This window comes from Ruminococcus flavefaciens 007c, from assembly GCF_000571935.1.
Taxonomy (GTDB): domain Bacteria; phylum Bacillota; class Clostridia; order Oscillospirales; family Ruminococcaceae; genus Ruminococcus; species Ruminococcus flavefaciens_F.
In genome coordinates this window covers 49,800-71,749 of sequence record NZ_ATAX01000035.1, presented here as the reverse complement: position 1 = coordinate 71,749, position 21,950 = coordinate 49,800, and the positions used below count along the sequence as shown (strand labels likewise).

Below are 21,950 nucleotides of genomic sequence, written 5' to 3'. Positions count from 1 at the left end.
GTTTATCCTAAAACCGATATAACATGAGTGAGATACAGCTGTATTGTCATTGCATCATTGGGAGTAAGTCCCTTTTCACCGTCTACATCACCGTTGCTCTTGCCCTGCTCGGTAAGACACCTGGAGTCGGTACCGCCAAGGCCGTATTTATTCGGATTTGCAAGAGCCTGCATTATGAGAACTGCATCTGCAAGATCAACTCCGCCGTCCATGTTCGCATCGCCCGCACGTCTTTCCTGCCGAGGCTCTGTGGTAGTGGAAGTTGTCGTAGTAGTGGTGGTCGTTGTAGTTGTGGTCGTGGTCGTAACTACGGGAGTCTCTTTTACGAAGGCAATATAATTCATACAAGCTCCGCTCATTCCGTTTGTACCGAGGGTAAGAGTTCCCCCTGCCTTTATCTCCTTTGTGTAGACATCGAAAGGCCTTACTGCCTCGCTGTCATTGACCTCTACTATCTCGCCGTTCTTATTGAAGCTGTACAGCCATGACGGTACGGAAGTTACTCTTTCGTCCATGCAGACATATACCGTGATGTCCTTTGCAGCTGTTATTACTGCAAGGTCTGAGTCTGTATTCTTGGAGTTGCAGGCTGTGATGATATGCTCTCCTCCCTGTATATCGGAAGGTACGGAAGCGATAACGTGCTCACGGTCGCCGAATGCCTTGTCGCCCACGCTGAAGCTCTCTGCGATAGACCACTGTGCACCGTAGCTTGCGTCCTTGACATCAAGTCGTGCGATAAGGGCGCTCTTCGGGTAGACATCTATTATCTGAGGCCCATCTCCGCCCTGTGATACAGAGCCTGCATTGTATGCCTTATTCTGCATTCTTCCCGCATATGCCATTACCTCTGCCTTTGCAGCGTCTGCGGACTGTACATTGTAGCTGCTGTATATCTTCGATGAATCGGTATCGAAGTTATCGTATCCTTCGCCGCCGCCCTTGAGGTTATTTATATATGCCTTGTCGTTTCTGGAATTCACTATCTGGTATGCAAGTCCGCTTCCCATATTGCAGTTCACGAATCTGTCGCCGAAGGACTTGATAGTTCCCGAATATGGGTCACTTCCCATATTTACAGCGTCAAGAGGAAGATTTGAGTTCTCAAAGTAATTATTCTCGGAGAATATCTTTGAGTTGTGTGAAGCAGCTATTGCATACTGCTTGTTATTGTAGAAATAGTTGTTGTAGCTGTGAACGTGAGCTACTCTTGCACGGGGATTTCTGGACTCTGTATTGTTGAACCAGTTATGGTGGTAGGTTATCCAGTCCTGCTCGTGGCTTGTGCCGCCGCCTACAAGAGAGGTCTTGTGGGCGTCCTTGAATACGTTGTAGGAAACTGTTACATTCTCAGACCACTTGATATCGAGAGAGCCGTCGCCGTCTGCCTTGTCATCGTCAACTATGCCGTTGCCTGCATATGCGTTGTAGCCCTTTTCGATAGTGTTGTTATGTACCCATATATGATAGGACTTTGAGGAGCTTCCGCCCGACATGGATATACCGTCGTCAGGGTACTGTCCCAGCCAGAGGTTCCTTACCTCACAGCTTGTGGAATGCTTCATATCGAAGCCCCACTTATTGAGATTGCATTCATAGCCTATGCCCTCAACGGTAACATTCTTGCCGCCGTTCATATAGAGCATATTCGAGCCGTCGTTCTGCTGACCGTTGTTAGGCTTTGCTCCCGAAGGAACGTCGATAGTTCCGATAAGACGAAAATCAACGTTGCTGGGGCCAGCGTTGAATATATTGTACAGGCCTGTCTTTCCGCCCCATGTTATCGTATCCTTGTTGGAGTTGGTAACATATATCACTGTGATGCCTGATTTCAGCGTACCGTCGTTATTGTAAGCGCCTACTGCCTCTGATGCATTGTGGTGAGCATAGCCGCTGCGGTCAAAGGCCATGGTCTTTACTGTACAGCTTGCAGAGCCGTTTGAGCCCTGAATACTGATATTGTACTCGGTATTGCCCTTGAGTCCGGGTATATCTATCCTCGAACCGCGTATGAGCGCCGAATCAACGGCCTTATAATCGGAAGTGCCTGCCTGAGCGTAGCTTGCCTTGATATTGCTGCCAAGCTTTGAGCTGTCCAACTCCACAAAGGCTTCCTCGTACCAGCCGCCGCAGCTCTTTATAGCTCCGTCAATATTCCCCGAAGGCTGATCTCCGCCGCCGCTGCCTGACTCGCCGCTGAGGAATGAGGGAGTCCAGTTGTTCATATAGCTCTTGATATCGATGTTCGCAGCATCGCCGTCGGATACGATATGTCCCTTTCTCTGCGAAAGATCGACTCTCTGTCCGTTGGAGAGCTTTGTGCCGTTCTCCTTGAAGCCGTCAACGCTCTCGGGCTGTACGCCGCTCATTGATGTCCAGCCTGCTGCTGTTATCATATTTCCGTTCTGGAGGGTGGTATTTACGAAGAGCACCTTTGCGGTCTGTCCCCAGGGTCTGCCAAGATAGCCTGCCGATACGGTAAGATCGGGATTTGCGGTCACCCTGCAGTCCTTGAAGAGATAGCCCGTGTAGGGACTTCCCTGCTCTCTGGCTGCTGTGATGTAGCCGCCTACCGAGCCGCTGCTGTAACCCTTCCAGCGCAGCTCACAACTGTCGAACACTGCATTGCTTCCGCCAAATATGTAGTCGGTCTGTCCTTCGATAAGACAGTTCTTGTAGTACTGGGGAGAACCGCCTGTATAAAGGGTATCCTGACTGGACAGGAACTTGCAGCCCAGGAATTCCGCATAGCCTGTGTCCACGGAAAGAGCAGCTGCACGCTCTGTGGCTGCCTTTGACTTTGCGTCGGTCCAGTTATTTCTTACCTGAGTTATCTTTGTGACCGAGGTATCACCTGTGAGCTCCACACCGTCGTTGAGCTCCTCCTGAGTGATATAGCGGTTGAAGGAATTCTCGAACACGATATTCTTCGCCTTGAAGTTCGTGGCCTTCGGCCAGAGCTGCACAGTAGCGCCCCAGCGGTAATTTGCCACGTTCTTGCCGCTCTTTGCGTTTGCAAGGTTTGCATCGTAATAGCCCTTGGAATTGGCACTGTAATACTTATAGCCTATACCATAGTACCATGTGAGAACTGCGTCTCCCTTGTCGGGCTCGTCGTTCACGAAGGTTATGTAGGGAGTCTGTACTATTACCTGCTGACGGTATGTTCCCGGAGCTATATGTATCGTCACACGGTTCTGCTCCGATGAGGGATTGAGGCTTGCTGCCCTGTCAACAGCCGCCTGCACTGTCGAGAAATTATTGTTTCTGCCCGAATAGCCTACATAAAGGTCCGTGCCGGCTGCATATACCCTATGCACAGGTATCACTGCAAATGACGCCAGAAAGACTATCATGGCCGATGCAAAGGCAAAAAGCTTGACAGCGAGCTTTTTTGTTCCGCTTACCATTATAATTACACTCCTTTTCATTACGCCGCAGCCCGCTGCCTAAGGCGAAGCTGCCTGTTTACTCTGTGTATCTGATGCTTCTTACAGGGAGAAGAAACCTCAGAATATACACCTATACATCATAATTATAGCACGCTTTCTCGCATTTGTAAATAATCACATTGTAATATAGCTTATATTTGTATATTTGCACAATATGCATTTCTCCCCTTTGGATATTTTACAGAACTATCCTCATCATTTAATTTACGGCTTAAAACAAGCTTATACAGGATAACTTCAGGCGGTTATTGACAATATTTAACATAATGGTATAATTATAATGGAATATTATTTCCGAAATATCAGCAGTGGAGGAAGATCATATGAAATTCGACAGCACCGAACAATGGAAAAGCAAGATCAAGCGCGTTCTCATATCTCAGGAGGAGATCAGCGCAGAAATGAAAAAAGCAGGCCAGCTCATCAACTCTATCTATGACGGTTCTCCCATACTCCTGGTCAGCATACTGAAGGGCTCATTTGTATTTATGGCCGATCTGTGCCGCCAGGTGGATGTCCCGTGCGAGATCGCCTTTATGGCCGCAAAAAGCTACTTTGAAGGCACTCAGTCCTCCGGCCATGTGGAGATAACCATGGACCTGAAGCACGATATAAGCGGTTATCACGTGGTCATAATCGAGGATATCATCGACACGGGACGAACTCTCAACGAGATCATAAAGATACTGAAGGTAAGAGAGCCTCTTTCCCTTCATGTAATAACCCTTCTTGATAAGCCCGACCGCCGCGTGGTCGAGCTGAAAGCCGACTACTCACTCTTTACGATCCCCGATTACTTTGTAATCGGCTATGGTCTGGACTACGGCGAATTTTACAGAAATCTGCCGTATATAGCAGAATTTGAGGAATGAGGTGGCTGCCATGTTCGAGAAACTATTCAAGCTCAAGGAACGCAATACCAATGTAAAGACCGAGATTGCAGCAGGAATAACCACCTTTATGACTATGGCCTATATCCTTGCCGTAAACCCCAACGTCCTCTCCACAACGGGTATGGACAGCACAGCCGTTCTCCTTGCCACCTGTCTTGCCTCCTTCATAGGCACCATGTGCATGGCGTTCATGGCCAATCTGCCCTTTGCCCTGTCCGCAGGCATGGGACTCAACGCCTATATGGCCTATACCGTCTGCGGTAACCTCGGCTATCCCTGGCAGGTCGCTCTCCTTGCGGTATTCATTGAAGGTATCATATTTATAGTGCTGTCTCTGACAAGAGTCCGGGAAGCTATATTTGACGCCATCCCACTTTCTCTGAAACGTGCGGTATCAGTCGGTATCGGTCTGTTCATAGCCTTTATCGGTCTCCAGAACGCAGGCCTTGCCGTAGATTCGGCAACACTTGTCACTCTCGTCAACTTCCGCGAAAACTTCCATACAGAAGGAATATGCGCACTTCTTGCTCTCATAGGTCTTATACTTATGGCCATACTCTACATCAAGAAGATCAAGGGCTCTATACTCATCGGCATATTTGCCACATGGATGCTGGGTATAATCTGCGAGCTGACGGGTATATATATCCCCGATCCCGCAGCCGAAGCATATACACTTATCCCTTCCTTCCGTATGACAGACTTCTCAAAGCTGGGAGAGACCTTCGGTCAGTGCTTCAATGTGGACTTTGACGCTGTGGGAATATTCAACTTCATCGTTATCATATTCTCCTTCCTCTTTGTTGACCTCTTTGACACTCTGGGCACTCTTATAGGTGTCAGCACCAAGGCAGGGCTCCTCGACAAGGAAGGCAAGCTCCCCGCCATCAGACCGGCTCTAATGTCAGATGCCGTTGCTACAACAGCAGGCGCTGTTCTCGGTACATCCACCACAACGACCTTCGTTGAATCCTCCGCAGGCGCGGCGGCAGGCGGAAGAACAGGCCTTACGGCTATGACTACGGCTGTGCTCTTCCTTTTCTCCATGCTCCTGGCACCTATATTCATTGCTATACCTGCATTTGCAACAGCTCCTGCGCTTATTCTCGTAGGCTTCCTCATGTTCAGCACGGTATCCGAGATAAAGGTAGACGAGAAAAACTACGCCTCGGCGATACCTGCATATCTCTGTGTAATTGCCATGCCGCTGTTTTACAGCATTTCCGAGGGTATCGCCATCGGTGTCATCTCCTATGTGGTCATAAACCTCATCTGCGGAAAGCGTAAGGAGATCAATCCCATAATGTATATTCTTGCGGTACTTTTCGTGCTCAAATATATATTCCTTTAAATCATAATTTAACCGTTAGCTTGTAGGGGCTGTCTTTGGCGGCCCGCGCCTTGCATTGTAGCCAGCATGGCCAATTTTGTAGTGGGGCGATCATACATCACACCGCAAATATAATTTTTGTATCACGGGCGGATAATATCCGCCACTACAAACGTAAAATATGATTTATAAAATAAAAGGACAGCATGAGCTGTCCTTTTGTTTTTAATGGTTCTTTCCGCCTTTGAATTCCTTCTCTACTATGAGTATCTCCTCTTTTTCAACGAGTTCCCTGCCCTCAAAACTAAGCCTGATAATATAGGGCATAAAGTCGATGATACGCATGAAATCATCAGCTCCGAAGCTATTGTCATAGTAGTGAAGTATGGTGCTGAGCGCCGTTCCGTGAGTTCCCACCATTATATTCTCGTCTCTGTGAGCGTCAAGTATGTCGTTCACCGCTGCTATATTCCTGTCCATTACAGACTGAAGACACTCGCCGTCACTTTCACAGAAGCTGAGATCTGCCCAACGTCTGCGGAACATCTCTGGATTATTGCTGTTTTTTCCGCTCATCCGCTCGTGAAGACGGTGGTCGGTGTCTATATCCAGTCCGTGTGCATCAGCAGTACTCTTTATGGTGTCATAGCTGCGCTTGTAGGGACTTGAAATGGCATAGTCTATGTGTATATCCTTCATGGCGCGTACTACCTCGGCTGTATCTCTCTGCCCCTCCTCCGTAAGAGGCCGGAGCGCTGCGTCAGTGCAGGTATGATCGGGCTGTGCATGGCGGACAAAATAGATGTTGGTCATTTGATCTTCTCCTTTCTTTCGTCAAGAAACTCACCGGCATACCGTTCGCTCATGGCGTTCATTACAGTCTCTCCCTGAAATCCGAATAGCCGAAGCTGCGGAGGGCCTCAAAACTGCCGTCCTTTTTCAGCAGAAGTATGTCCGGCAGAGGCATACCGTTGAAGGTATTGTTCTTCACCATGGAGTATATAGCCATATCTCCGAAAACCAGCCTGTCGCCTACATGGAGCGGCTCGTCGAAGGAGTACTCCCCTATAACGTCGCCTGCCAGACAGGTCTGGGAGCCCAGACGGTAGCTGTACTTCTTCTCCCCCTTTTCTCCCGAACCCATAAGGGGCGGACGGTAGGGCATTTCCAGTACATCGGGCATATGACAGGCCGCGGAGGTATCCAGTATAGCTATGGGCATATCGTTCTCTGTCAGGTCAAGGACCTCCGTCACCAGCCAGCCCGCATTGAGGGCAACAGCCTCTCCGGGTTCGAGAAATACCTCGAGGCCGTACTTATCCTGCATACGGCGTATGCACCTTTCAAGCCGCGGTATATCATAGTCGTCGCGGGTAATATGATGGCCGCCGCCGAAGTTTATCCACTCCATACGCGGAAGAACATCCCCAAATTTCTCCTCTATGGCGTCAAGAGTAGTCTCAAGGTCATCGGAGTTCTGCTCGCAGAGAGTATGGAAGTGAATTCCCGTTACGCCTGCAAGATCGTCTGTGCGGAAATTTCGGCGCGTTATTCCCAGCCTTGACTTCGGAGAGCAGGGATCGTATATCTCATGTCCCTCCTGTGTGGAACATTCGGGATTTATACGCAGACCTATCTTTTTGCCCGCAGCAAGCACACGGTCACGGTACTTGTCCAGCTGGGAAAAGGAATTGAATATGATATGTCCGCAGTATGATATTATCTCGTCTATCTCGCTTTCACGGTAGGCTGCCGAAAAAACGTGGTTTTCCTTTCCCATTTCCTCATAGCCCAGCCTTGCCTCAAAAAGCCCGCTGCAGGCCGTACCTGCCAGGTACTCGCCTATCATGGGGTATAAATGGTAGCAGGAAAAAGCCTTCTGCGCAAGGAGTATCTTTGCTCCCGTGCGCTCTGATACTCCGCGGAGTATCTCCAGATTATGGATAAGCGCCGGCTCATCCGCTATATAGCAGGGAGTCGGCACTTTTCTAACATCAAACATTTACTTTACGCCCTCGAGGAAGTTGTTCATAGTGATCTTTACTCTGGGGAGTCCGTTCTCGTCGGGATCGATCATCTCTACCTTTTCCATCTTTATGGGTGAATTAGGTGCAGAAACAGCTCCGTCGCCGCCCATTGAACGTGGAACCTGAAGGAAGTCGTCAACTACCTCCATACCCTCGGTAACGTTGCCGAATGCAGCGTACTGTCCGTCAAGGAACGAGCAGTCTGCATAGCAGATAAAGAACTGGCTGGAAGCACTGTCGGGATCCATACTGCGGGCCATTGATATAACGCCGCGCTGGTGTGAAAGGGGATTATCAACGCCGTTCTGTGAGAATTCGCCCTTGATCGTCTCGTCGCTGCCGCCCATGCCTGTGCCGAGGGGATCTCCGCCCTGTGCCATGAATCCGTCAACTACACGGTGGAAGGTAAGGCCGTTATAGAAGCCCTGATTTACCAGCTTCTCAAAATTAGCAACTGTAAGAGGTGCGTGCTCGGGGTAAAGCGTTACAACGATGGTATTGCCCGACTGTGAAGCAGCAGGTGTTGTTGTGCCCGGGTTGCTGTTGCCTGATTCCTTGCCGCAGCCTGTAAGTACGAGCATTGTAGTTGCAGCGGCTACTGCCACTATCTTCTTTAAATTCTTGAAAAATTCCATTTTCTTTTCCTCCTGTTTTCTATTCAGAGCCGACAAACGTCAGCCTTCTGACTATTTTAAGCCTTGTAAGTGAAAATCCGATGACAGCTCCGCAAAAATTCAGTATAAAATCATCAATGTCGCAGCTTCCCCGCATGGTGAGGAACTGTAAAAGCTCCACAGCAATTATGACTGTCGCCGCAGTAAGGGCGAAGGTGCAAAACCTGCGCTGCTTTTTCCATATTGCAGGGAAAAAAATCCCCGCTGGAAAGAAAACCGCCAGATTGCCCCAGATATTCACCAGAGAGATATCCCCGTAGACCTTATCATTGCGTCGGTAAAGACCTGCAAACTCCGTAATGGTCCTGAAAGGGATAAAATTTGTATTATAGCGGAAATACTCACTGTATGTGAGGTATTTCCACATACTTATCCTCATGAAAAACAGCAAATAGAGAGCGGCGATGACATAAACTCCGAAAAAGATATATACCGCCGCTCTGCCTATACGGTCTATGCTTTTTCTCATCAGTCAACGAGAGTGGGATCGAAGTCCTCTTCCCATGGGAGTCCCCACTTGTTGAGAGCCTCCATGAAGGGATCGGGATCAAATTCCTCGATATTGTAAACTCCTGCCTTCTTCCATGTGCCTGTCATTATCATCATAGCGCCTATCATTGCGGGAACGCCTGTGGTATAGGAGATAGCCTGTGAGCCCACCTCTCTGTAGCACTCCTGATGGTCGCATATATTGTACAGGTAGTAGTTCTTGTCCTTGCCGTCCTTCTTTCCGCGGAAGATACAGCCGATATTGGTCTTGCCCACTGTTCTCGGACCGAGAGAAGCAGGATCGGGAAGTACAGCCTTCAGGAACTGAAGAGGAACTATCTCCCTGCCCTCGTACATTATAGGCTCGATAGATGTCATACCTACGTTCTCAAGGCACTTGAGATGTGTAAGGTAGCTCTGGCCGAAGGTCATGAAGAAGCGTATACGCTTGATGCCCTTGATATTGAGAGCAAGTGACTCCAGCTCTTCATGATGAAGAAGGTACATATCCTTCTCGCCTACGCCCTTGAAGTTATATACTCTCTTTATCTCCATAGGCTCTGTCTCTACCCACTTGCCGTCCTCGATGTAGCTACCCTTTGCTGAGACCTCGCGGATATTTATCTCGGGGTTGAAGTTTGTAGCGAAGGGATAGCCGTGATCGCCGCCGTTGCAGTCGAGTATATCGATATAGTTTATCTCGTCGAACTCATGCTTCATGGCATAAGCGGAGAATACGCCTGTTACACCGGGATCGAAGCCGCTTCCGAGGAGGGCTGTGATACCGGCCTTCTCGAATCTTTCACGGTAGGCCCACTGCCACTTGTACTCGAACTTAGCAGTATCAAGGGGCTCATAGTTGGCTGTGTCTACATAGTGAGTCTTTGTAGCGAGGCAGGCGTCCATAATAGTCAGATCCTGATAAGGGAGCGCAAGGTTGAGGACTACATCGGGCTTGTAGCTGTTGATGAGAGCCACCAGCTCGTCAACATTATCAGCGTTTACCTGTGCGGTCTCGATAACAGTCTTTGTGGTGGGCTGGAGCTTTTCCTTCAGCGCGTCACATTTTGACTTTGTACGGCTTGCTATCATTATGCCCTCAAATACCTCGCTGTTCTGACAGCACTTGTGGATAGCTACGGAAGCAACTCCTCCGCAGCCGATTATCATACATTTTCCCATTTTTTATTCCTCCGTATTCATATTTTCTTCTTTATTTAAAAAGATTATTTTTATAATCACAAAAGCGAACCCTAAAGGTACCAAAATAAAAGGAGACAGAATTAATGACACAAATGCCACAGAGAAGTTTTCCCTAGGACAATATATCACATCCGGAGAGTCCGGATCGACATATATTTTTACCTTTTCTCCAAGAGGGTAAAAAATTTTATTTTGATGTGGCTCGCTTAATATGCGGTAGTAAGTTCCATTGTATTCATACCCGAGCCTTGCCTCATAATAGCCTTTTTTCATGCTGACATGATCCTCTACCACAGCAGTGGTTTTATAACTGCATCTTGACTTCAGCTGGGATCTGCTTACAAAGCCACGCCACATCAGCACCAGCATACCAAAGCCAAAGCAAAGCAGTAACAAAGCGACTATGGCCCAAACAAAACTATTATTTTTTTGTTTCATCAATACCGACCCTTATCCGTTCTTGTCAGCGAACCAGAAAAACGCCAAAATCAAAGCGCTTGATGCCGTAAAGAGCAGAATGGTTATCACCTTGCTTGCGGTCTCTCTGGGGCAATAGAACTTTTCGGGCTTGTCGGGATCCACAAACAGCTTTACGGGATCACCGACCTTGAATTTGCTTGCGGAAGCGGCAAAATTGCTTTTTCTTCTGTAATCGACGCCCTCATATCTGTAAAGGAATACCGGATAAAAGGAAGGGCCTGTTTCACCGTCATGATTTGGTATCAGCTCGTCTACCACAGCCTCCACTTCTTCCCTGCATTTCAGCTTAGTTATCAGCATACCTATGAGCACGGACAGTCCTATGACAACAAACAGAGCCATTATGCCCGCTGCTACCAGTGCTCCTCTCATAGTTATTCCGCCCCCTTTTACAAAATAAGCTTCATAGGCGTAAATGACGAACTGCTCTTTTCAAAGCCCAGCTTCCTGTAAAGCGGATAGCCGTCCTTCGAGGCTTTCAGCTCTATATAGTCAAGCTCCATGTTCTTTGCATCGGAAATGAGCAGCTCCATAAGGGCTGTGGCTATGCCCTGCCTTCTGCGGCTTGCCTCTGTAAATACATTAAGTACCGTTCCCACTCTGCCGTTCGGGAAGCTCGTGTTCGGCGGAAACTCCGTTACCGTCAGGAAAGCAGAGCCGATCACCCTGCCCTCGTCCTCGGCTATATAAGCGAAGAAGTCATCATTAAGGTGCTTGGCATAGTATCGGGGCAGACCTTCCTTTATATGCTCTGCCTCGGCGTCGGTCATATCAGGAAAGTCCTCGCGGAGATATCTCAGTCGTATATCCACAAGTCCCGAAGCGTTCTGTGCTCTGAATATATTCATAAGCTTCCCTCCTGCGGGTATCAGCCGCGGTAATCATCGTTGGGATCCGAATAACCGTAATCAGACTCTCTCACCCGAACCTCTGATTCCCTGGAATTTTTCAATACCACAACGAGTATTATTGACGTAACGATGAGTATAAACGCGATAGGCACCAGAATTATGGTCAGAAACGCTTTTGAAACGGTTTTTCCGGCTTTTTTTATCATTGTTTGCGGATTGTACGAGGGATCCATCATTCTTCCCGGGAATTTTCCGCTTATCATTATCTCGACCTTATCGCCCTCGTTATACTTCCTGTTGGTGGAGCTGACCGAACCATTCGCACGATAGGTCTTGCCCTCATACTCATATTCGTATACAGGAGTATAGACGGTATTGCCGTCGTCATCGCGGCGTGTTATGTTATCGGCTATAACAGCGGTGATATTCACGTTATACAAGGTATTATCGTTGTTGACAGCATCATTCACCAGTTTTTTCATTGCAAAAAACGGTATTATCATTACAGAGCCCAGAGCTATTACCATCATCATCACAACGACGCAGACTATAATAACTATCTTGCGTGCATTTCTGTTATCGTTCATAGTTTTCCCCCCTGTGAAACAGCATCGGTATCATCTGTGATCGTCATAGGGATCATAGTAATTGTCTTCAGAGATACCTGTGTCGATATAATCCATATCATTTTTGATCTTATTATTCTTTTTCATCTTTGAAACAAGCAGGATCAACGCGCCGAAAATAAACAGCGTCGGTATGATTACCACCATGGCAAGCACCATTGCTAAGAGATGTTCCTGCTTCAGGATATCATCAAGAAAAATGGGATCATAGAAATCCTCTGGAGAATTCGGATTGATCTTTATCTCGACCTGATCTCCCTCGTTGCGGTAGCGCTTTTTCATTTTTCTCTGAAAATCGCTGCGGTATTTAGTGCCGTTGTACTCATATTCATAGGTAAATGTATATTTTATTCTGTCCGGATGCCTCTCATTAGTCTCGGTTTTGATATCGACGACCATGGCATTGACGGGAGTATTATACTCAGCGATCTCCCTATCCGCTTCCCCTCTCATACTTAGCAGGACCTGAGCGGCCATTGAGATAATGGGGCAGCAACATGAGCAGACAAAAAACAGACCGATAACGAGGAGAACAATGGTGGTGGAGCTGTTTTTTTTCTTTGGCTGAGGCTGAAATTCAAAATCGTTGTTATAATCGCTATTCATGATAAAGCAAGGAGCATCTCCCTTATGATCTTGCAGGCAACTGCCGTGGATACGCCGCTCTGGTCGTAAACGGGACTCAGCTCGTTCACATCGCAGCCTACGATGTTGAGTCTGCTGCATACCAGAGTAACAGCCTTCCTCAGTTCATCGAAGGTAACTCCGCCTGCCTCGGGAGTACCTGTACCCGGGAATATGGAAGGATCCAGCACATCAAGGTCAAGGGTAAAGTAAACGTCCCTGCCCCTAAGCTTTTCCACGGTCTCTTCAAGCCCGTCAAAGCTGAACCTGTGCATTTCGGTATGCTCGTCCGCAAAGAAGAACTCCTCGCGGTCGCCGCTGCGTATGCCGAACTGGAAGATATGGTCGTCGCCGACTATCTCATGGCAGCGCCTCAGAACGCAGGCATGAGACATCTTCTGTCCCAGATAGTCGTCTCTGAGGTCTGCGTGAGCGTCAAAATGCACTATGCAAAGATCCTTGTATCTGTCGCTGACAGCCCTGACCGTGCCCAGTGTGACCAGGTGCTCGCCGCCGATCATAAAGGGAAGCTTGCCGTCTTTAAGTATCTGATCCGCACGTGCGGCTATATCGTCTATGGCGGAGTCGGTGCTGCCGAAGGGAAGCTCCAGGTCACCGCTGTCAAAATAGCTGTAATCCGTCATATCCTTATTCTGGTAAGGACTGTATGTCTCGATACCGAAGCTCTCGTTCCTTATGGCCGAGGGTGCGAACCTCGTACCCGGACGGAAGCTTGTGGTACCGTCGAAGCCTGCGCCGAAAAGAACGATCTTTGAGTCCTCGTATTCGCTGTCGCAGGCGATGAATGTCTGTATATTCTTATTCAACATCTCTAAGAAGCTCCTCTACATAGCACGGAAGGGCAAATGCTCCCGTATGAAGTCTCGGATTGTAGTATCTTGTCTTTATGCCAAGCATACTCCATTTAGTGCCGTTGTAGTCGTTTGTGGGGTGATATTTCTTTGAAGCAAATCCGAAGAGCCAGTGTCCCGAAGGATATGTGGGGATATGTGCCTGATAGACCTTGCTTATGGGGAAGCTCTCGACTATACGCTTGTGTGAGCGCTGCATAGCTGCGGCATCCTCGTCATAGAAGGGGCTCTCATGCTGATTTACCATGATGCCGTCGTCACGGAGAGCCTTGAAGCAGCTTCCGTAGAATTCCTTGGTAAAAAGTCCCTCTCCGGGGCCGAAAGGATCGGTGGAGTCCACTATTATAACGTCGTACTGATCGTTGCAGCGACGGATAAACTTGACGCCGTCCTCGTAGAATACATTTACTCTCGGATCGTCAAAGCGGCAGGCGGTAGTGGGAAGGTACTTCTTGCATACCTCTACCACCAGCTCGTCGATCTCAACCAGATCGATGGACTCTACCGATGGATATCTTGTGAGCTCACGGACTACGCCTCCGTCGCCCGCGCCGATAACAAGAATATTCTTTGGTGCAGGGTGTACAGACATGGGAACATGGGTTATCATCTCATGATAGATGAACTCGTCCTTTTCCGTCAGCATCATATAGCCGTCAAGAGTGAGGAAGCGTCCGAACTCCTTTGAATCGAATACGTCTATACGCTGGAATTCGCTGTTTCCGCTGTAAAGCTGATGATCTACCTTTATTGAAAATTTAACATTCGGAGTATGTCTCTCCGTGAACCATAATTCCATACTATACCTCCTTTTCGGTTATAAAAGAGCAGCAGCCTCCATTTTCGGCATAGCTGCCTGCCCTTGTCCGTCATATCGCCCGCAGATCAGGATCTGTCAGAAGGCGGGTTCACACCTGCAAGCTTCATTGAAAGCTTCAGATAGAGAGGAGTTGCAATGAGGATGATGACATAAGCCACTATAAGGCTTATTATGAGCGACTTTACGAACATTGCCGCAAAAGGCGGAAGAACTGCGTGACCGTTGCTCATCTTCATAGCCATTTTGCGTGCAAGCACTATCATTGCCAGTGTTATAACGGGTGTATAAATAAGATCGGATATAAGAGCAGAAATGAGATTTGCGGGAAGGCTGCGCTCATTGAGTCCCATAGCCTTTACTGCGCTGTTCTCTATCTTTCTCATAGGTATCACAAAGCCGATGATAAGGCTGATGACCGTACTGAGTACAAAGCTTGCGAGAAACGGCACGAGCTTGAAGCCGCCCTCTGCGGTAAGGTTTCCCACCAATGAGAGGAAGAAACTGAGCGTAACGCCCATTAAGATATTCATTGTGATTCCGATTTTCTTCATATTCATGTTTTTACCCTTTCTAAACAAAAAAATATAATATAGTAAAACGTCCTCCGCCTGAGCGCGGTATGCGTTTTATTACCTCAGAAGTCGAGAATATTGAGTCTCTCGATATTTATATCTTCTGTGCCTGTCATCTGACAGCCTTTTTCCTTGGCATATTTTATATATTCTATGATCTCCTCTGTTATGAGCTCTCCCGGAGCAAGTATGGGTATACCCGGCGGATAGCACATAACGAATTCGCTGCATACCTCTCCCGCAGTCTCCTCCAGAGGCAGTGAGAGCTTGTCGGCGTAGAAGGCCTTTCGCGGAGTCTCGGCGATAACGGGACTGATATATTCCTGAGTCAGCATATCCGCTCCGTCCTTGCCGAAGCGGCGCTTTATCTCCGCAAGGGCACTTATAAGGCGCTCTATATCGCGTTTCCTGTCGCCTACTGAGATATATGCGAGAACATTTCCTATATCGCCGAATTCTATCTGTATATCGTACTCGTCGCGGAGCAGGTCATAGACCTCTATGCCCGCAAGTCCGATCGGCAGAGTATAGATACTGAGCTTTGATACATCAAAGTCATATATGCTGTCGCCGTTTATCAGCTCACGGGAATAGGCGTAATAGCCGCCTATCTCGTTTATCTCAGAGCGTGCATACTCAGCCATCTCCACAGTCTGTGCGAATATCTCCCTGCCGCTGAGAGCCAGTCTCTTTCTTGATATATCAAGGCTTGACAGCAGCAGATAAGAAGCGCTTGTGGTCTGGGTAAGGTTTATCACCTGACGCATATAATCGGCGTTGATATTCTTTCCGAGAAGCAGGAAGGAGCTCTGTGTAAGGCTTCCGCCCGACTTGTGCATACTTACCGAAGCACAGTCGGCGCCTGCCGCCATAGCCGTCACGGGGAAATTCTCACCGAAGTAGAAATGGGTGCCGTGAGCCTCGTCAACGAGTACCAGCATACCGTGGGCATGAGCCAGCTCCGTTATCTTCCTGAGGTCGGAGCATATACCGTAGTAGGTAGGATTGTTCACCATTATGGCCTTGGCGTCAGGGTTGTCGAGGATAGCCTGCTCCACCTGCGCCACAGACATACCGAGGGCTATGCCGAGCTTCTTGTTGACGTCGGGATTGACGTAAACAGGCACGGCACCTGTTATGATAAGAGCGTTTATGGCGCTCCTGTGAACATTTCGCGGCATGATTATCTTGTCGCCCTCCTTGCAGGCGTACATTATCATGCTCTGTACCGCTGAAGTGGTACCTCCCACCATAAAGAAGGCGTTTGCGGCTCCGAAGGCCTCCGCAGCCAGCTCCTCCGCGTCCTTTATGACAGATACGGGATGACAGAGATTATCCAGAGGCTTCATGGAGTTGACGTCCACATTCATGCAGTCCTCACCGAGGAACTCGGTAAGCTCCATATTTCCTCTGCCCCTCTTGTGTCCCGGGACATCAAAGGGAACCACTCTCATACGGCGGAATTTTCTCAGTGCCTCATATATAGGCGCATTTGTCTGGGAAAGCTCAGCCATTTCCGAACACGTTCCTTCCGCTGAATATTTCTATCATCTCCCGCTGGAGCGCATTGGTTATCTCAAGCCTGCGCCTTGGCGGGAGCTCATTGACATCTGTATTGAAGAGATAATTCTGAAGATCGAGCTCCTTGATGAGCATCTTTGTATGGAACATATTAGCCTGGTATACATTTATATCTACGGCGTCATACTTATCCAGTATCTTTACGTCGATATAGTTCTGTATAGAGGTGATGTCGTGATCAATAAAGAGCTTTTCGCCGTCGAGATTGCGGGTAAAGCCCCTGACTCTGTAATCCATGGTGATAATATCCGAATCAAAGCTTCCGATGAGGTAATCGAGAGCCGTAAGAGGCGTTATCTTGCCGCAGGTCGCAACGTCGATGTCCACACGGAACGTAGCGATAGAGGTATCCGGGTGGAACTCGGGATAGGTATGGACGGTAACGTGGCTCTTGTCAAGGTGAGCCACAGTCTCGGTACCTCCCGCGGGTATCATGGTATCATCGGCGATGAGGAAGGTGGCGGAAGCGCCCTGAGGATCGTAATCCTGTCTTGAAACGCTTAGCACCTGAGCACCTATCATCTCGGTGACATGAGTCATTATATCGGTTATACGCTCCGAGTTGTACTGCTCGTCAACATAGGCGATATACTCCTGCTGCGAGCGTGCAGTCTTGGCATAACACACATCGTAGATATTGAAGCTTAGAGACTTCGTAAGGTTATTGAATCCATAAAGTTTGAGCTTATTCTCCATAAAACCACACCTTTAAACAAAAATGCACACAAAAGGCCTTATCAGCCGTTGTGTGCATGAAATATCGTATGCGGTAAGCGCAGAAACTTCATAAATGGTTTCAGAGTCTATATAAGCAAGTACTACCTTTTACTACTCTTATTGACCTTTCACAAGCTGATGAGAACTTATAAAAACTTTATCGACGCACAGTCGAATCAATAAGGCAACAGAAGTTGCCAGCCGAATTTTCGGCGGTCGGCATTTGACCCGGCTGTCCGTATGGCCTCGACTCCAAATGGAGTGGTCAATAGTCTTGCTCTGAAACCGAAGCTTCTTTTGCAATTCATTTAATTCTATCATATTTTGCTTTTTTTGTCAATACTTAGCAGGGATATTATTATAATAATCAGACGCAGGTGAAAGACCGTCCGCAGGCAGGTCATACTCAGCTTTCAGTTCTCTCTGAGCTTCTTTCTCCTTACCTTGTCGGCGTACATCATCTCATCTGCGATATTGATATACTTTTCAAGCTCCTCGCCTGCCTTGGCAGCCCCGAGGTAATAGCCGAGGCTGAGCCCGACCTCGTACTTTTTGCCCGAATCAGCGTTATATCTGTCGAAGAAGCCCCGCAGATACTCCATATGCTCGCTGATCTGCTCGTCCGAGTAGTCCCCGCAGCCGATTATAGCGAATTCGTCGCCGCCTATCCTTGCACAGACCTCATTGAGCTCGCAGCTGCTCTGAAGAGCATTTGCCGCCACGGTTATGGCGTTATCCCCTTCTATATGTCCGAAATTGTCGTTTATCATCTTCAGCTGATCCAGATCTCCGATCATAACGAAGAGCATTTTCCCCTCCTCCGAAGCCTTTCTGAATATGCCCTCCGAGAATCGGTTGAAGCCCTTGCGGTTATAGATACCCGTCAGGGTATCACGAATGGAATTCATCAGTATACGCTGATTTATACTTATAAGCTTTGTACGGACGCGGAGAAACTCCAGGGCGATGCTTACATTCTTATTGTACTGCATGAATATACTGCTCACAGCGTTCCGCACATCACCGAACCTGAAAACGGAATAACCGAAGCATCGGTCCATAAAATGCACGGGAAGCAGGAAATACATGGAAGGCTCTCCGCAAAGCTCGTCCATAAAATCGGGGAGTATATCCGCCGACGGGAAAACACGGTTGCGGAAATCAGCATGGTTCCTGGTATATAAGAACCTTGCCTCCATAGTCTCCGCATAGCCGTCCCTTACGTAGTCGTCCTCCTGCTGCTCCACGTTGTCCCAGTTCTTGCACAGGCACAGCATATAGGTATCCAGTCCGTTTATGGTGTATATGAAACCGTTGAGATTGCGGAGGAGCTCATCGAGGTTCTCATTCCCCATAAGTCTTTCGAGCATACCGCTGCCGCTGTAATAATTATCGAACCTTTCAACTCTGTTGTAGTAACATTCGCGGTGCTCCACGATATATTTCGTAGCGGTGCTGCATCCGCAGGTACGGGCAAAAAGCAGCTCTCCCGAAGGCAGCTCCTCCGAGATCTGCGCCTTTTCACCTGTAATAAGCTCATGGAGCCTGCATACAGCCCTTGCTCCCAGTCTCTCGTTCTCGGGAGAGATCGTAGAGATCGACGGTATATTCATAATGGCATCGTTTGAACCGTCATAGCCTGCTATCTTCATATCATCGGGGACATTTATGCCGCCCTTCAGCACGGAATTGCACAGATGCCTTGCCATAACGTCGTTAGCGCATATAACAGCGTCGGGACGCTCCCGCCTGCCTTCTATTATATCCTTTGCGAGACGCTGAGCCGTTATCTTCCAGAAATCGCCGTAGATCACATCATCATCGCGGACTTCCAGTCCGTGGCGCTCCATGGACTTTCTGTACGCACTGAGCCTTGACATGGCAGGGGCATTCCCCTCGGGACCCGTCAGGCAGCTGATACGTCTGCATCCGTGCTTTTCGATGAGGTGATCTGTCATCTCCGCAAACAGCTCCGAATCGTCGGCATAGATGCTCTCGCAGAATCCGAAGTCATAATCCAGCGCAATAACGGGTATCCCCCAGCCCGAGAACTCCTTGACGCATTTCTCGACAAGAGTCTGGCTGGCGAAATTTCCTGCCATGAGGATAACGCCGTCCACCGATTCTTTTTTTATAAGGGTGAAGATATTCTCCTCACCGTGCTGGATAAGACTGCCGCTGTCCATATTGAAAGCCATAAGGAAAGTCAGCGCGTCGTATCCCAGGAGCCTGCACTGCTCGGAAATGCCAACCAGTATACGGTTCATATAATCATTGAAAACATCTGCGGCTATCACCGCTAAGGTTCTGAGTTTCCTCACAGCACACACCCCCTTGTCATATCATTTCAGCTCTGCCACCGTAACTCCGTCCTCGCCCTCGCCGAATAATCCCAGGCGGAAGGCCTTTACCGACGGATGAGACTTCAGGCGCCTGTGAACGGCCTGTCTGAGAAGTCCCGTACCCTTTCCGTGGATGATAGTTACAGTAGAAATATTGGACATAACGGCCTGATCTATGAAAGCGTCCAGCTGATAAACTCCGTCATCGCAGGCGCAGCCGCGTATATCCAGTTCCATTTTTCCTCTTCGCTCAGCCTTTACGCCCACCTTGTTCATTTTGCGGGCGGGACGAATGGACTTATTGCCCACAGTGACCTTTTCGGGCTCTTCAAGACGAAGGCGGGAAATATTCATCTTCGTTTTCATAACGCCCATCTGGACGTATACGAAGTCACTGCCATCGGGATCTCCCGAGATTATGCCTTTGCGCTGAAGGTCAACCACATATACGGTATCCCCGCGGCGGAGCTTTCTCGGCAGCACGTAGCCCTCATTGGGATCACGCTTGTCCACAGGATTTGCAGCGTCGTACATTTTATTGAAGCTCTGCTTGGATCTTGATTTCATGCCCGAAACATTGGCGCTGAAGTCCTTTTTATCCTTTTCCTTGCGCAGTCTTTCAAGCTCATCAATGAGCTCGTTTGACTCCGCCTTGGTCTGTTCGATGATAGTCATGGCACGAAGCCTTGCTTTTTCCAGCTCCTCAGCCTTGGTGGCCTCGATAAGTTCGCGTTCCTTGCGGATCGCCTCCTCATGCTCGGCAGTTTCTGCTCTGAGGCGGCGTATTTCGTCCCTCTGCTTCTCCAGCTCCAGACGGGCAGCCTCCAGCTTGCCGATGACCTCTTCCAGACGGGTATTTGCCTCACTTACGCCCGATCTCGCCTCATCGATTATATCCGACGGCATACCGAGGCTCTCGGATATGGCAAAGGCGTTGGACTTACCCGGTGAACCTACGATAAGCCTGTAGGTAGGACGCAGAGTCTCTATATCAAATTCACAGGAAGCATTTTCAACTCCCGCACTGTCGATAGCGAATACCTTCAGCTCCTGATAGTGGGTAGTTACCATTATTTTTGCGCCGTTTTCCATAAGGCGGCGTATTATAGCTATGGCGAGGGCAGCACCTTCCACGGGGTCGGTTCCCGAGCCCAGCTCGTCGAGGAGAACAAGGGACTGCTCATCGGCAGTTTTCAGTATCTCAATAACCTTGTTGGTATGGGAGGAGAAAGTGGAAAGGTTCTGTTCGATGCTCTGGCTGTCGCCTATATCCGCAAGGATATGGTCGTAAACGGAGATGCTGCTGCCGTCTGCAACGGGTATGAGCAGACCGCACATAGTCATGGCAGCCAGAAGTCCCGCAGTTTTCAGTGAAACTGTTTTACCGCCGGTATTGGGACCTGTGATTATCAGCGCCTGATAGTCCTCGCCCAGGTCAATATCAACGGGAACGGCCTTGTTCCTGTCGATAAGGGGATGACGGGCCTTTTTCAGATGCATTTTTCCGTCGTTGGTAATATTCGGGAGCGAGCAGCGGAGCTTCGCCGCAAGATTTGATTTGGCAAAATAGAGATTGAGCTCATTGCAGACTTTGTAGTTTTCCGTAAGGATCTCCGCATATTCGCCGCAGTCGCGGCAGAGCTCGCGGATGATGCGCTCTATCTCCTCCTGTTCCTTGCCCTCGAGGATACGAATATCGTTATTGGCCTCAACTATAGCCATAGGCTCCACGAAAATAGTCTGTCCTGTTGCCGAGGTATCATGCACAAGTCCGCTTACCTGACCGCGGTACTCGGATTTTACGGGAAGAACGAAGCGTCCGTCACGGATAGTCACGCTGCTCTCCTGAAGGTACTGCTGGGTGGTCTTGTTTTTTATCATCTTGTCGAGAGTCTCGCGAAGCTGCATACCTGCGCGGTTTATCTTGCGGCGTATAGCAGCAAGTTCGGGACTTGCGGCATCGGCTATCTCATTATCGGAGATTATGGAGCGTTCCAGCTTTTCCAGCAGCCAGTCATTGGGCTGAAGCCTTGAAAAGAGGTAGCTGAGCTCAGTCTCCATATTCTCGCAGTGTGCATACCAGTCCGCGAGAGCCTTTATCTGACGCAGCATAGCGGCAATATCCATAAGGTCGCGGAGCGAGATGACAGCTCCCGAGGCAGCTCTTGCGGCCACGGAGCTTATGTCCTTGAAATTGCTGAAAGGCGGAGTACCGAACTGAACCGAAAGAGACAGTGCCTGAGAGGTCTTAAGACACTCATAGCGCACTCTTTCGAGGTCGTTGTCGGGACGAACCGCCAGAGCCAGGCGTCGTGATTCCTCATTTGAGGTCAGCTCCGCCAGCATTTCGAGGATCTTATCCAGTTCAAGTGTTTTCAAATATTTATCCATAGTTAT

Annotated in this window: 20 protein-coding genes; 2 read left to right on the top strand and 18 right to left on the bottom strand. The window is 48.8% G+C overall.

What is annotated here, in order from left to right; genetic code table 11:
* Positions 1 to 2: 2 nt before the first annotated feature.
* Positions 3 to 3,410: a pectinesterase family protein gene (locus RF007C_RS14240; RefSeq protein ID WP_037300987.1), complete on the bottom strand. Its 3,408-nt coding sequence runs from the start codon at positions 3,408 to 3,410 to the stop codon at positions 3 to 5.
* A 365-nt stretch (positions 3,411 to 3,775) separates the two neighbouring features.
* Here RF007C_RS14240 and hpt point away from each other — a divergent pair, with 365 nt between their 5' ends.
* Together hpt and RF007C_RS14230 are read left to right on the top strand one after the other, a co-directional pair.
* On the top strand, positions 3,776 to 4,324 hold the full coding sequence (hpt, locus tag RF007C_RS14235; protein WP_037300984.1) for a hypoxanthine phosphoribosyltransferase: 549 nt from the start codon (positions 3,776 to 3,778) through the stop codon (positions 4,322 to 4,324).
* Positions 4,325 to 4,334: 10 nt separating this feature from the next.
* On the top strand, positions 4,335 to 5,696 hold the full coding sequence (locus RF007C_RS14230; RefSeq protein ID WP_037300981.1) for an NCS2 family permease: 1,362 nt from the start codon (positions 4,335 to 4,337) through the stop codon (positions 5,694 to 5,696).
* A gap of 204 nt (positions 5,697 to 5,900) precedes the next feature.
* Here RF007C_RS14230 and RF007C_RS14225 read toward each other — a convergent pair whose 3' ends face one another.
* From RF007C_RS14225 to RF007C_RS14145, 17 genes are all read right to left on the bottom strand, one after another.
* Positions 5,901 to 6,488 (bottom strand): histidine phosphatase family protein, encoded by a 588-nt coding sequence (locus tag RF007C_RS14225; protein WP_037300978.1) that lies wholly within the window; start codon positions 6,486 to 6,488, stop codon positions 5,901 to 5,903.
* 61 nt (positions 6,489 to 6,549) lie between these two features.
* On the bottom strand, positions 6,550 to 7,677 hold the full coding sequence (gene nspC, locus RF007C_RS14220; protein WP_037300975.1) for a carboxynorspermidine decarboxylase: 1,128 nt from the start codon (positions 7,675 to 7,677) through the stop codon (positions 6,550 to 6,552).
* Positions 7,678 to 8,337, bottom strand: a complete 660-nt coding sequence (locus RF007C_RS14215; protein ID WP_037300972.1) for a peptidylprolyl isomerase — start codon at positions 8,335 to 8,337, stop codon at positions 7,678 to 7,680.
* 19 nt (positions 8,338 to 8,356) lie between these two features.
* Positions 8,357 to 8,845, bottom strand: coding sequence for a VanZ family protein (locus RF007C_RS14210; protein WP_051456688.1), 489 nt, complete (start codon positions 8,843 to 8,845; stop codon positions 8,357 to 8,359).
* Positions 8,845 to 10,047, bottom strand: a complete 1,203-nt coding sequence (locus tag RF007C_RS14205; protein ID WP_019680833.1) for a saccharopine dehydrogenase family protein — start codon at positions 10,045 to 10,047, stop codon at positions 8,845 to 8,847. The genes RF007C_RS14210 and RF007C_RS14205 overlap by 1 nt, the downstream gene beginning before the upstream one ends.
* Positions 10,048 to 10,050: 3 nt before the next feature.
* Positions 10,051 to 10,506 (bottom strand): DUF3592 domain-containing protein, encoded by a 456-nt coding sequence (locus tag RF007C_RS14200; protein ID WP_037300969.1) that lies wholly within the window; start codon positions 10,504 to 10,506, stop codon positions 10,051 to 10,053.
* Positions 10,507 to 10,518: 12 nt separating this feature from the next.
* Entirely contained in the window at positions 10,519 to 10,920 is a 402-nt protein-coding gene (locus tag RF007C_RS14195; RefSeq protein ID WP_019680835.1) for a DUF3592 domain-containing protein, read from the bottom strand.
* A gap of 17 nt (positions 10,921 to 10,937) precedes the next feature.
* Positions 10,938 to 11,396, bottom strand: a complete 459-nt coding sequence (locus tag RF007C_RS14190) for a GNAT family N-acetyltransferase (protein WP_019680836.1) — start codon at positions 11,394 to 11,396, stop codon at positions 10,938 to 10,940.
* Positions 11,397 to 11,416: 20 nt separating this feature from the next.
* Positions 11,417 to 11,986, bottom strand: a complete 570-nt coding sequence (locus tag RF007C_RS14185; RefSeq protein ID WP_019680837.1) for a DUF3592 domain-containing protein — start codon at positions 11,984 to 11,986, stop codon at positions 11,417 to 11,419.
* Positions 11,987 to 12,016: 30 nt separating this feature from the next.
* The gene (locus RF007C_RS14180) at positions 12,017 to 12,631 is read right to left on the bottom strand and encodes a DUF3592 domain-containing protein (protein ID WP_037300967.1); all 615 of its coding nucleotides are present in this window, start codon (positions 12,629 to 12,631) and stop codon (positions 12,017 to 12,019) included.
* Positions 12,628 to 13,479 (bottom strand): agmatinase, encoded by an 852-nt coding sequence (gene speB / locus RF007C_RS14175; protein WP_019680839.1) that lies wholly within the window; start codon positions 13,477 to 13,479, stop codon positions 12,628 to 12,630. The genes RF007C_RS14180 and speB overlap by 4 nt, the downstream gene beginning before the upstream one ends.
* Positions 13,469 to 14,320: a polyamine aminopropyltransferase gene (gene speE / locus RF007C_RS14170; RefSeq protein WP_037300964.1), complete on the bottom strand. Its 852-nt coding sequence runs from the start codon at positions 14,318 to 14,320 to the stop codon at positions 13,469 to 13,471. The genes speB and speE overlap by 11 nt, the downstream gene beginning before the upstream one ends.
* Before the next feature lie 86 nt (positions 14,321 to 14,406).
* Complete coding sequence (locus tag RF007C_RS14165) at positions 14,407 to 14,898, bottom strand: hypothetical protein (protein WP_026053047.1); 492 nt, start codon at positions 14,896 to 14,898, stop codon at positions 14,407 to 14,409.
* A 77-nt stretch (positions 14,899 to 14,975) separates the two neighbouring features.
* On the bottom strand, positions 14,976 to 16,427 hold the full coding sequence (locus tag RF007C_RS14160; RefSeq protein WP_019680841.1) for an aminotransferase class I/II-fold pyridoxal phosphate-dependent enzyme: 1,452 nt from the start codon (positions 16,425 to 16,427) through the stop codon (positions 14,976 to 14,978).
* A complete protein-coding gene (gene speD / locus RF007C_RS14155; protein WP_019680842.1) occupies positions 16,420 to 17,190 on the bottom strand; it encodes an adenosylmethionine decarboxylase in 771 nt (256 codons plus the stop codon). The genes RF007C_RS14160 and speD overlap by 8 nt, the downstream gene beginning before the upstream one ends.
* 434 nt (positions 17,191 to 17,624) lie before the next feature.
* Positions 17,625 to 19,532: a diguanylate cyclase domain-containing protein gene (locus tag RF007C_RS14150; protein ID WP_037300961.1), complete on the bottom strand. Its 1,908-nt coding sequence runs from the start codon at positions 19,530 to 19,532 to the stop codon at positions 17,625 to 17,627.
* Between the two features lie 21 nt (positions 19,533 to 19,553).
* The gene (locus RF007C_RS14145; RefSeq protein WP_037300958.1) at positions 19,554 to 21,944 is read right to left on the bottom strand and encodes an endonuclease MutS2; all 2,391 of its coding nucleotides are present in this window, start codon (positions 21,942 to 21,944) and stop codon (positions 19,554 to 19,556) included.
* Positions 21,945 to 21,950: the final 6 nt, after the last annotated feature.

Excerpts from the sequence above, each read along its gene's own strand:
- RF007C_RS14240 (WP_037300987.1), bottom strand. The coding sequence starts at position 3,410 with ATGGTAAGCGGAACAAAAAAGCTCGCTGTCAAGCTTTTTGCCTTTGCA.
- hpt (WP_037300984.1), top strand. The coding sequence starts at position 3,776 with ATGAAATTCGACAGCACCGAACAATGGAAAAGCAAGATCAAGCGCGTT.
- RF007C_RS14230 (WP_037300981.1), top strand. The coding sequence starts at position 4,335 with ATGTTCGAGAAACTATTCAAGCTCAAGGAACGCAATACCAATGTAAAG.
- RF007C_RS14225 (WP_037300978.1), bottom strand. The coding sequence starts at position 6,488 with ATGACCAACATCTATTTTGTCCGCCATGCACAGCCCGATCATACCTGC.
- nspC (WP_037300975.1), bottom strand. The coding sequence starts at position 7,677 with ATGTTTGATGTTAGAAAAGTGCCGACTCCCTGCTATATAGCGGATGAG.
- RF007C_RS14215 (WP_037300972.1), bottom strand. The coding sequence starts at position 8,337 with ATGGAATTTTTCAAGAATTTAAAGAAGATAGTGGCAGTAGCCGCTGCA.
- RF007C_RS14210 (WP_051456688.1), bottom strand. The coding sequence starts at position 8,845 with ATGAGAAAAAGCATAGACCGTATAGGCAGAGCGGCGGTATATATCTTT.
- RF007C_RS14205 (WP_019680833.1), bottom strand. The coding sequence starts at position 10,047 with ATGGGAAAATGTATGATAATCGGCTGCGGAGGAGTTGCTTCCGTAGCT.
- RF007C_RS14200 (WP_037300969.1), bottom strand. The coding sequence starts at position 10,506 with ATGAAACAAAAAAATAATAGTTTTGTTTGGGCCATAGTCGCTTTGTTA.
- RF007C_RS14195 (WP_019680835.1), bottom strand. The coding sequence starts at position 10,920 with ATGAGAGGAGCACTGGTAGCAGCGGGCATAATGGCTCTGTTTGTTGTC.
- RF007C_RS14190 (WP_019680836.1), bottom strand. The coding sequence starts at position 11,396 with ATGAATATATTCAGAGCACAGAACGCTTCGGGACTTGTGGATATACGA.
- RF007C_RS14185 (WP_019680837.1), bottom strand. The coding sequence starts at position 11,986 with ATGAACGATAACAGAAATGCACGCAAGATAGTTATTATAGTCTGCGTC.
- RF007C_RS14180 (WP_037300967.1), bottom strand. The coding sequence starts at position 12,631 with ATGAATAGCGATTATAACAACGATTTTGAATTTCAGCCTCAGCCAAAG.
- speB (WP_019680839.1), bottom strand. The coding sequence starts at position 13,479 with ATGTTGAATAAGAATATACAGACATTCATCGCCTGCGACAGCGAATAC.
- speE (WP_037300964.1), bottom strand. The coding sequence starts at position 14,320 with ATGGAATTATGGTTCACGGAGAGACATACTCCGAATGTTAAATTTTCA.
- RF007C_RS14165 (WP_026053047.1), bottom strand. The coding sequence starts at position 14,898 with ATGAATATGAAGAAAATCGGAATCACAATGAATATCTTAATGGGCGTT.
- RF007C_RS14160 (WP_019680841.1), bottom strand. The coding sequence starts at position 16,427 with ATGGCTGAGCTTTCCCAGACAAATGCGCCTATATATGAGGCACTGAGA.
- speD (WP_019680842.1), bottom strand. The coding sequence starts at position 17,190 with ATGGAGAATAAGCTCAAACTTTATGGATTCAATAACCTTACGAAGTCT.
- RF007C_RS14145 (WP_037300958.1), bottom strand. The coding sequence starts at position 21,944 with ATGGATAAATATTTGAAAACACTTGAACTGGATAAGATCCTCGAAATG.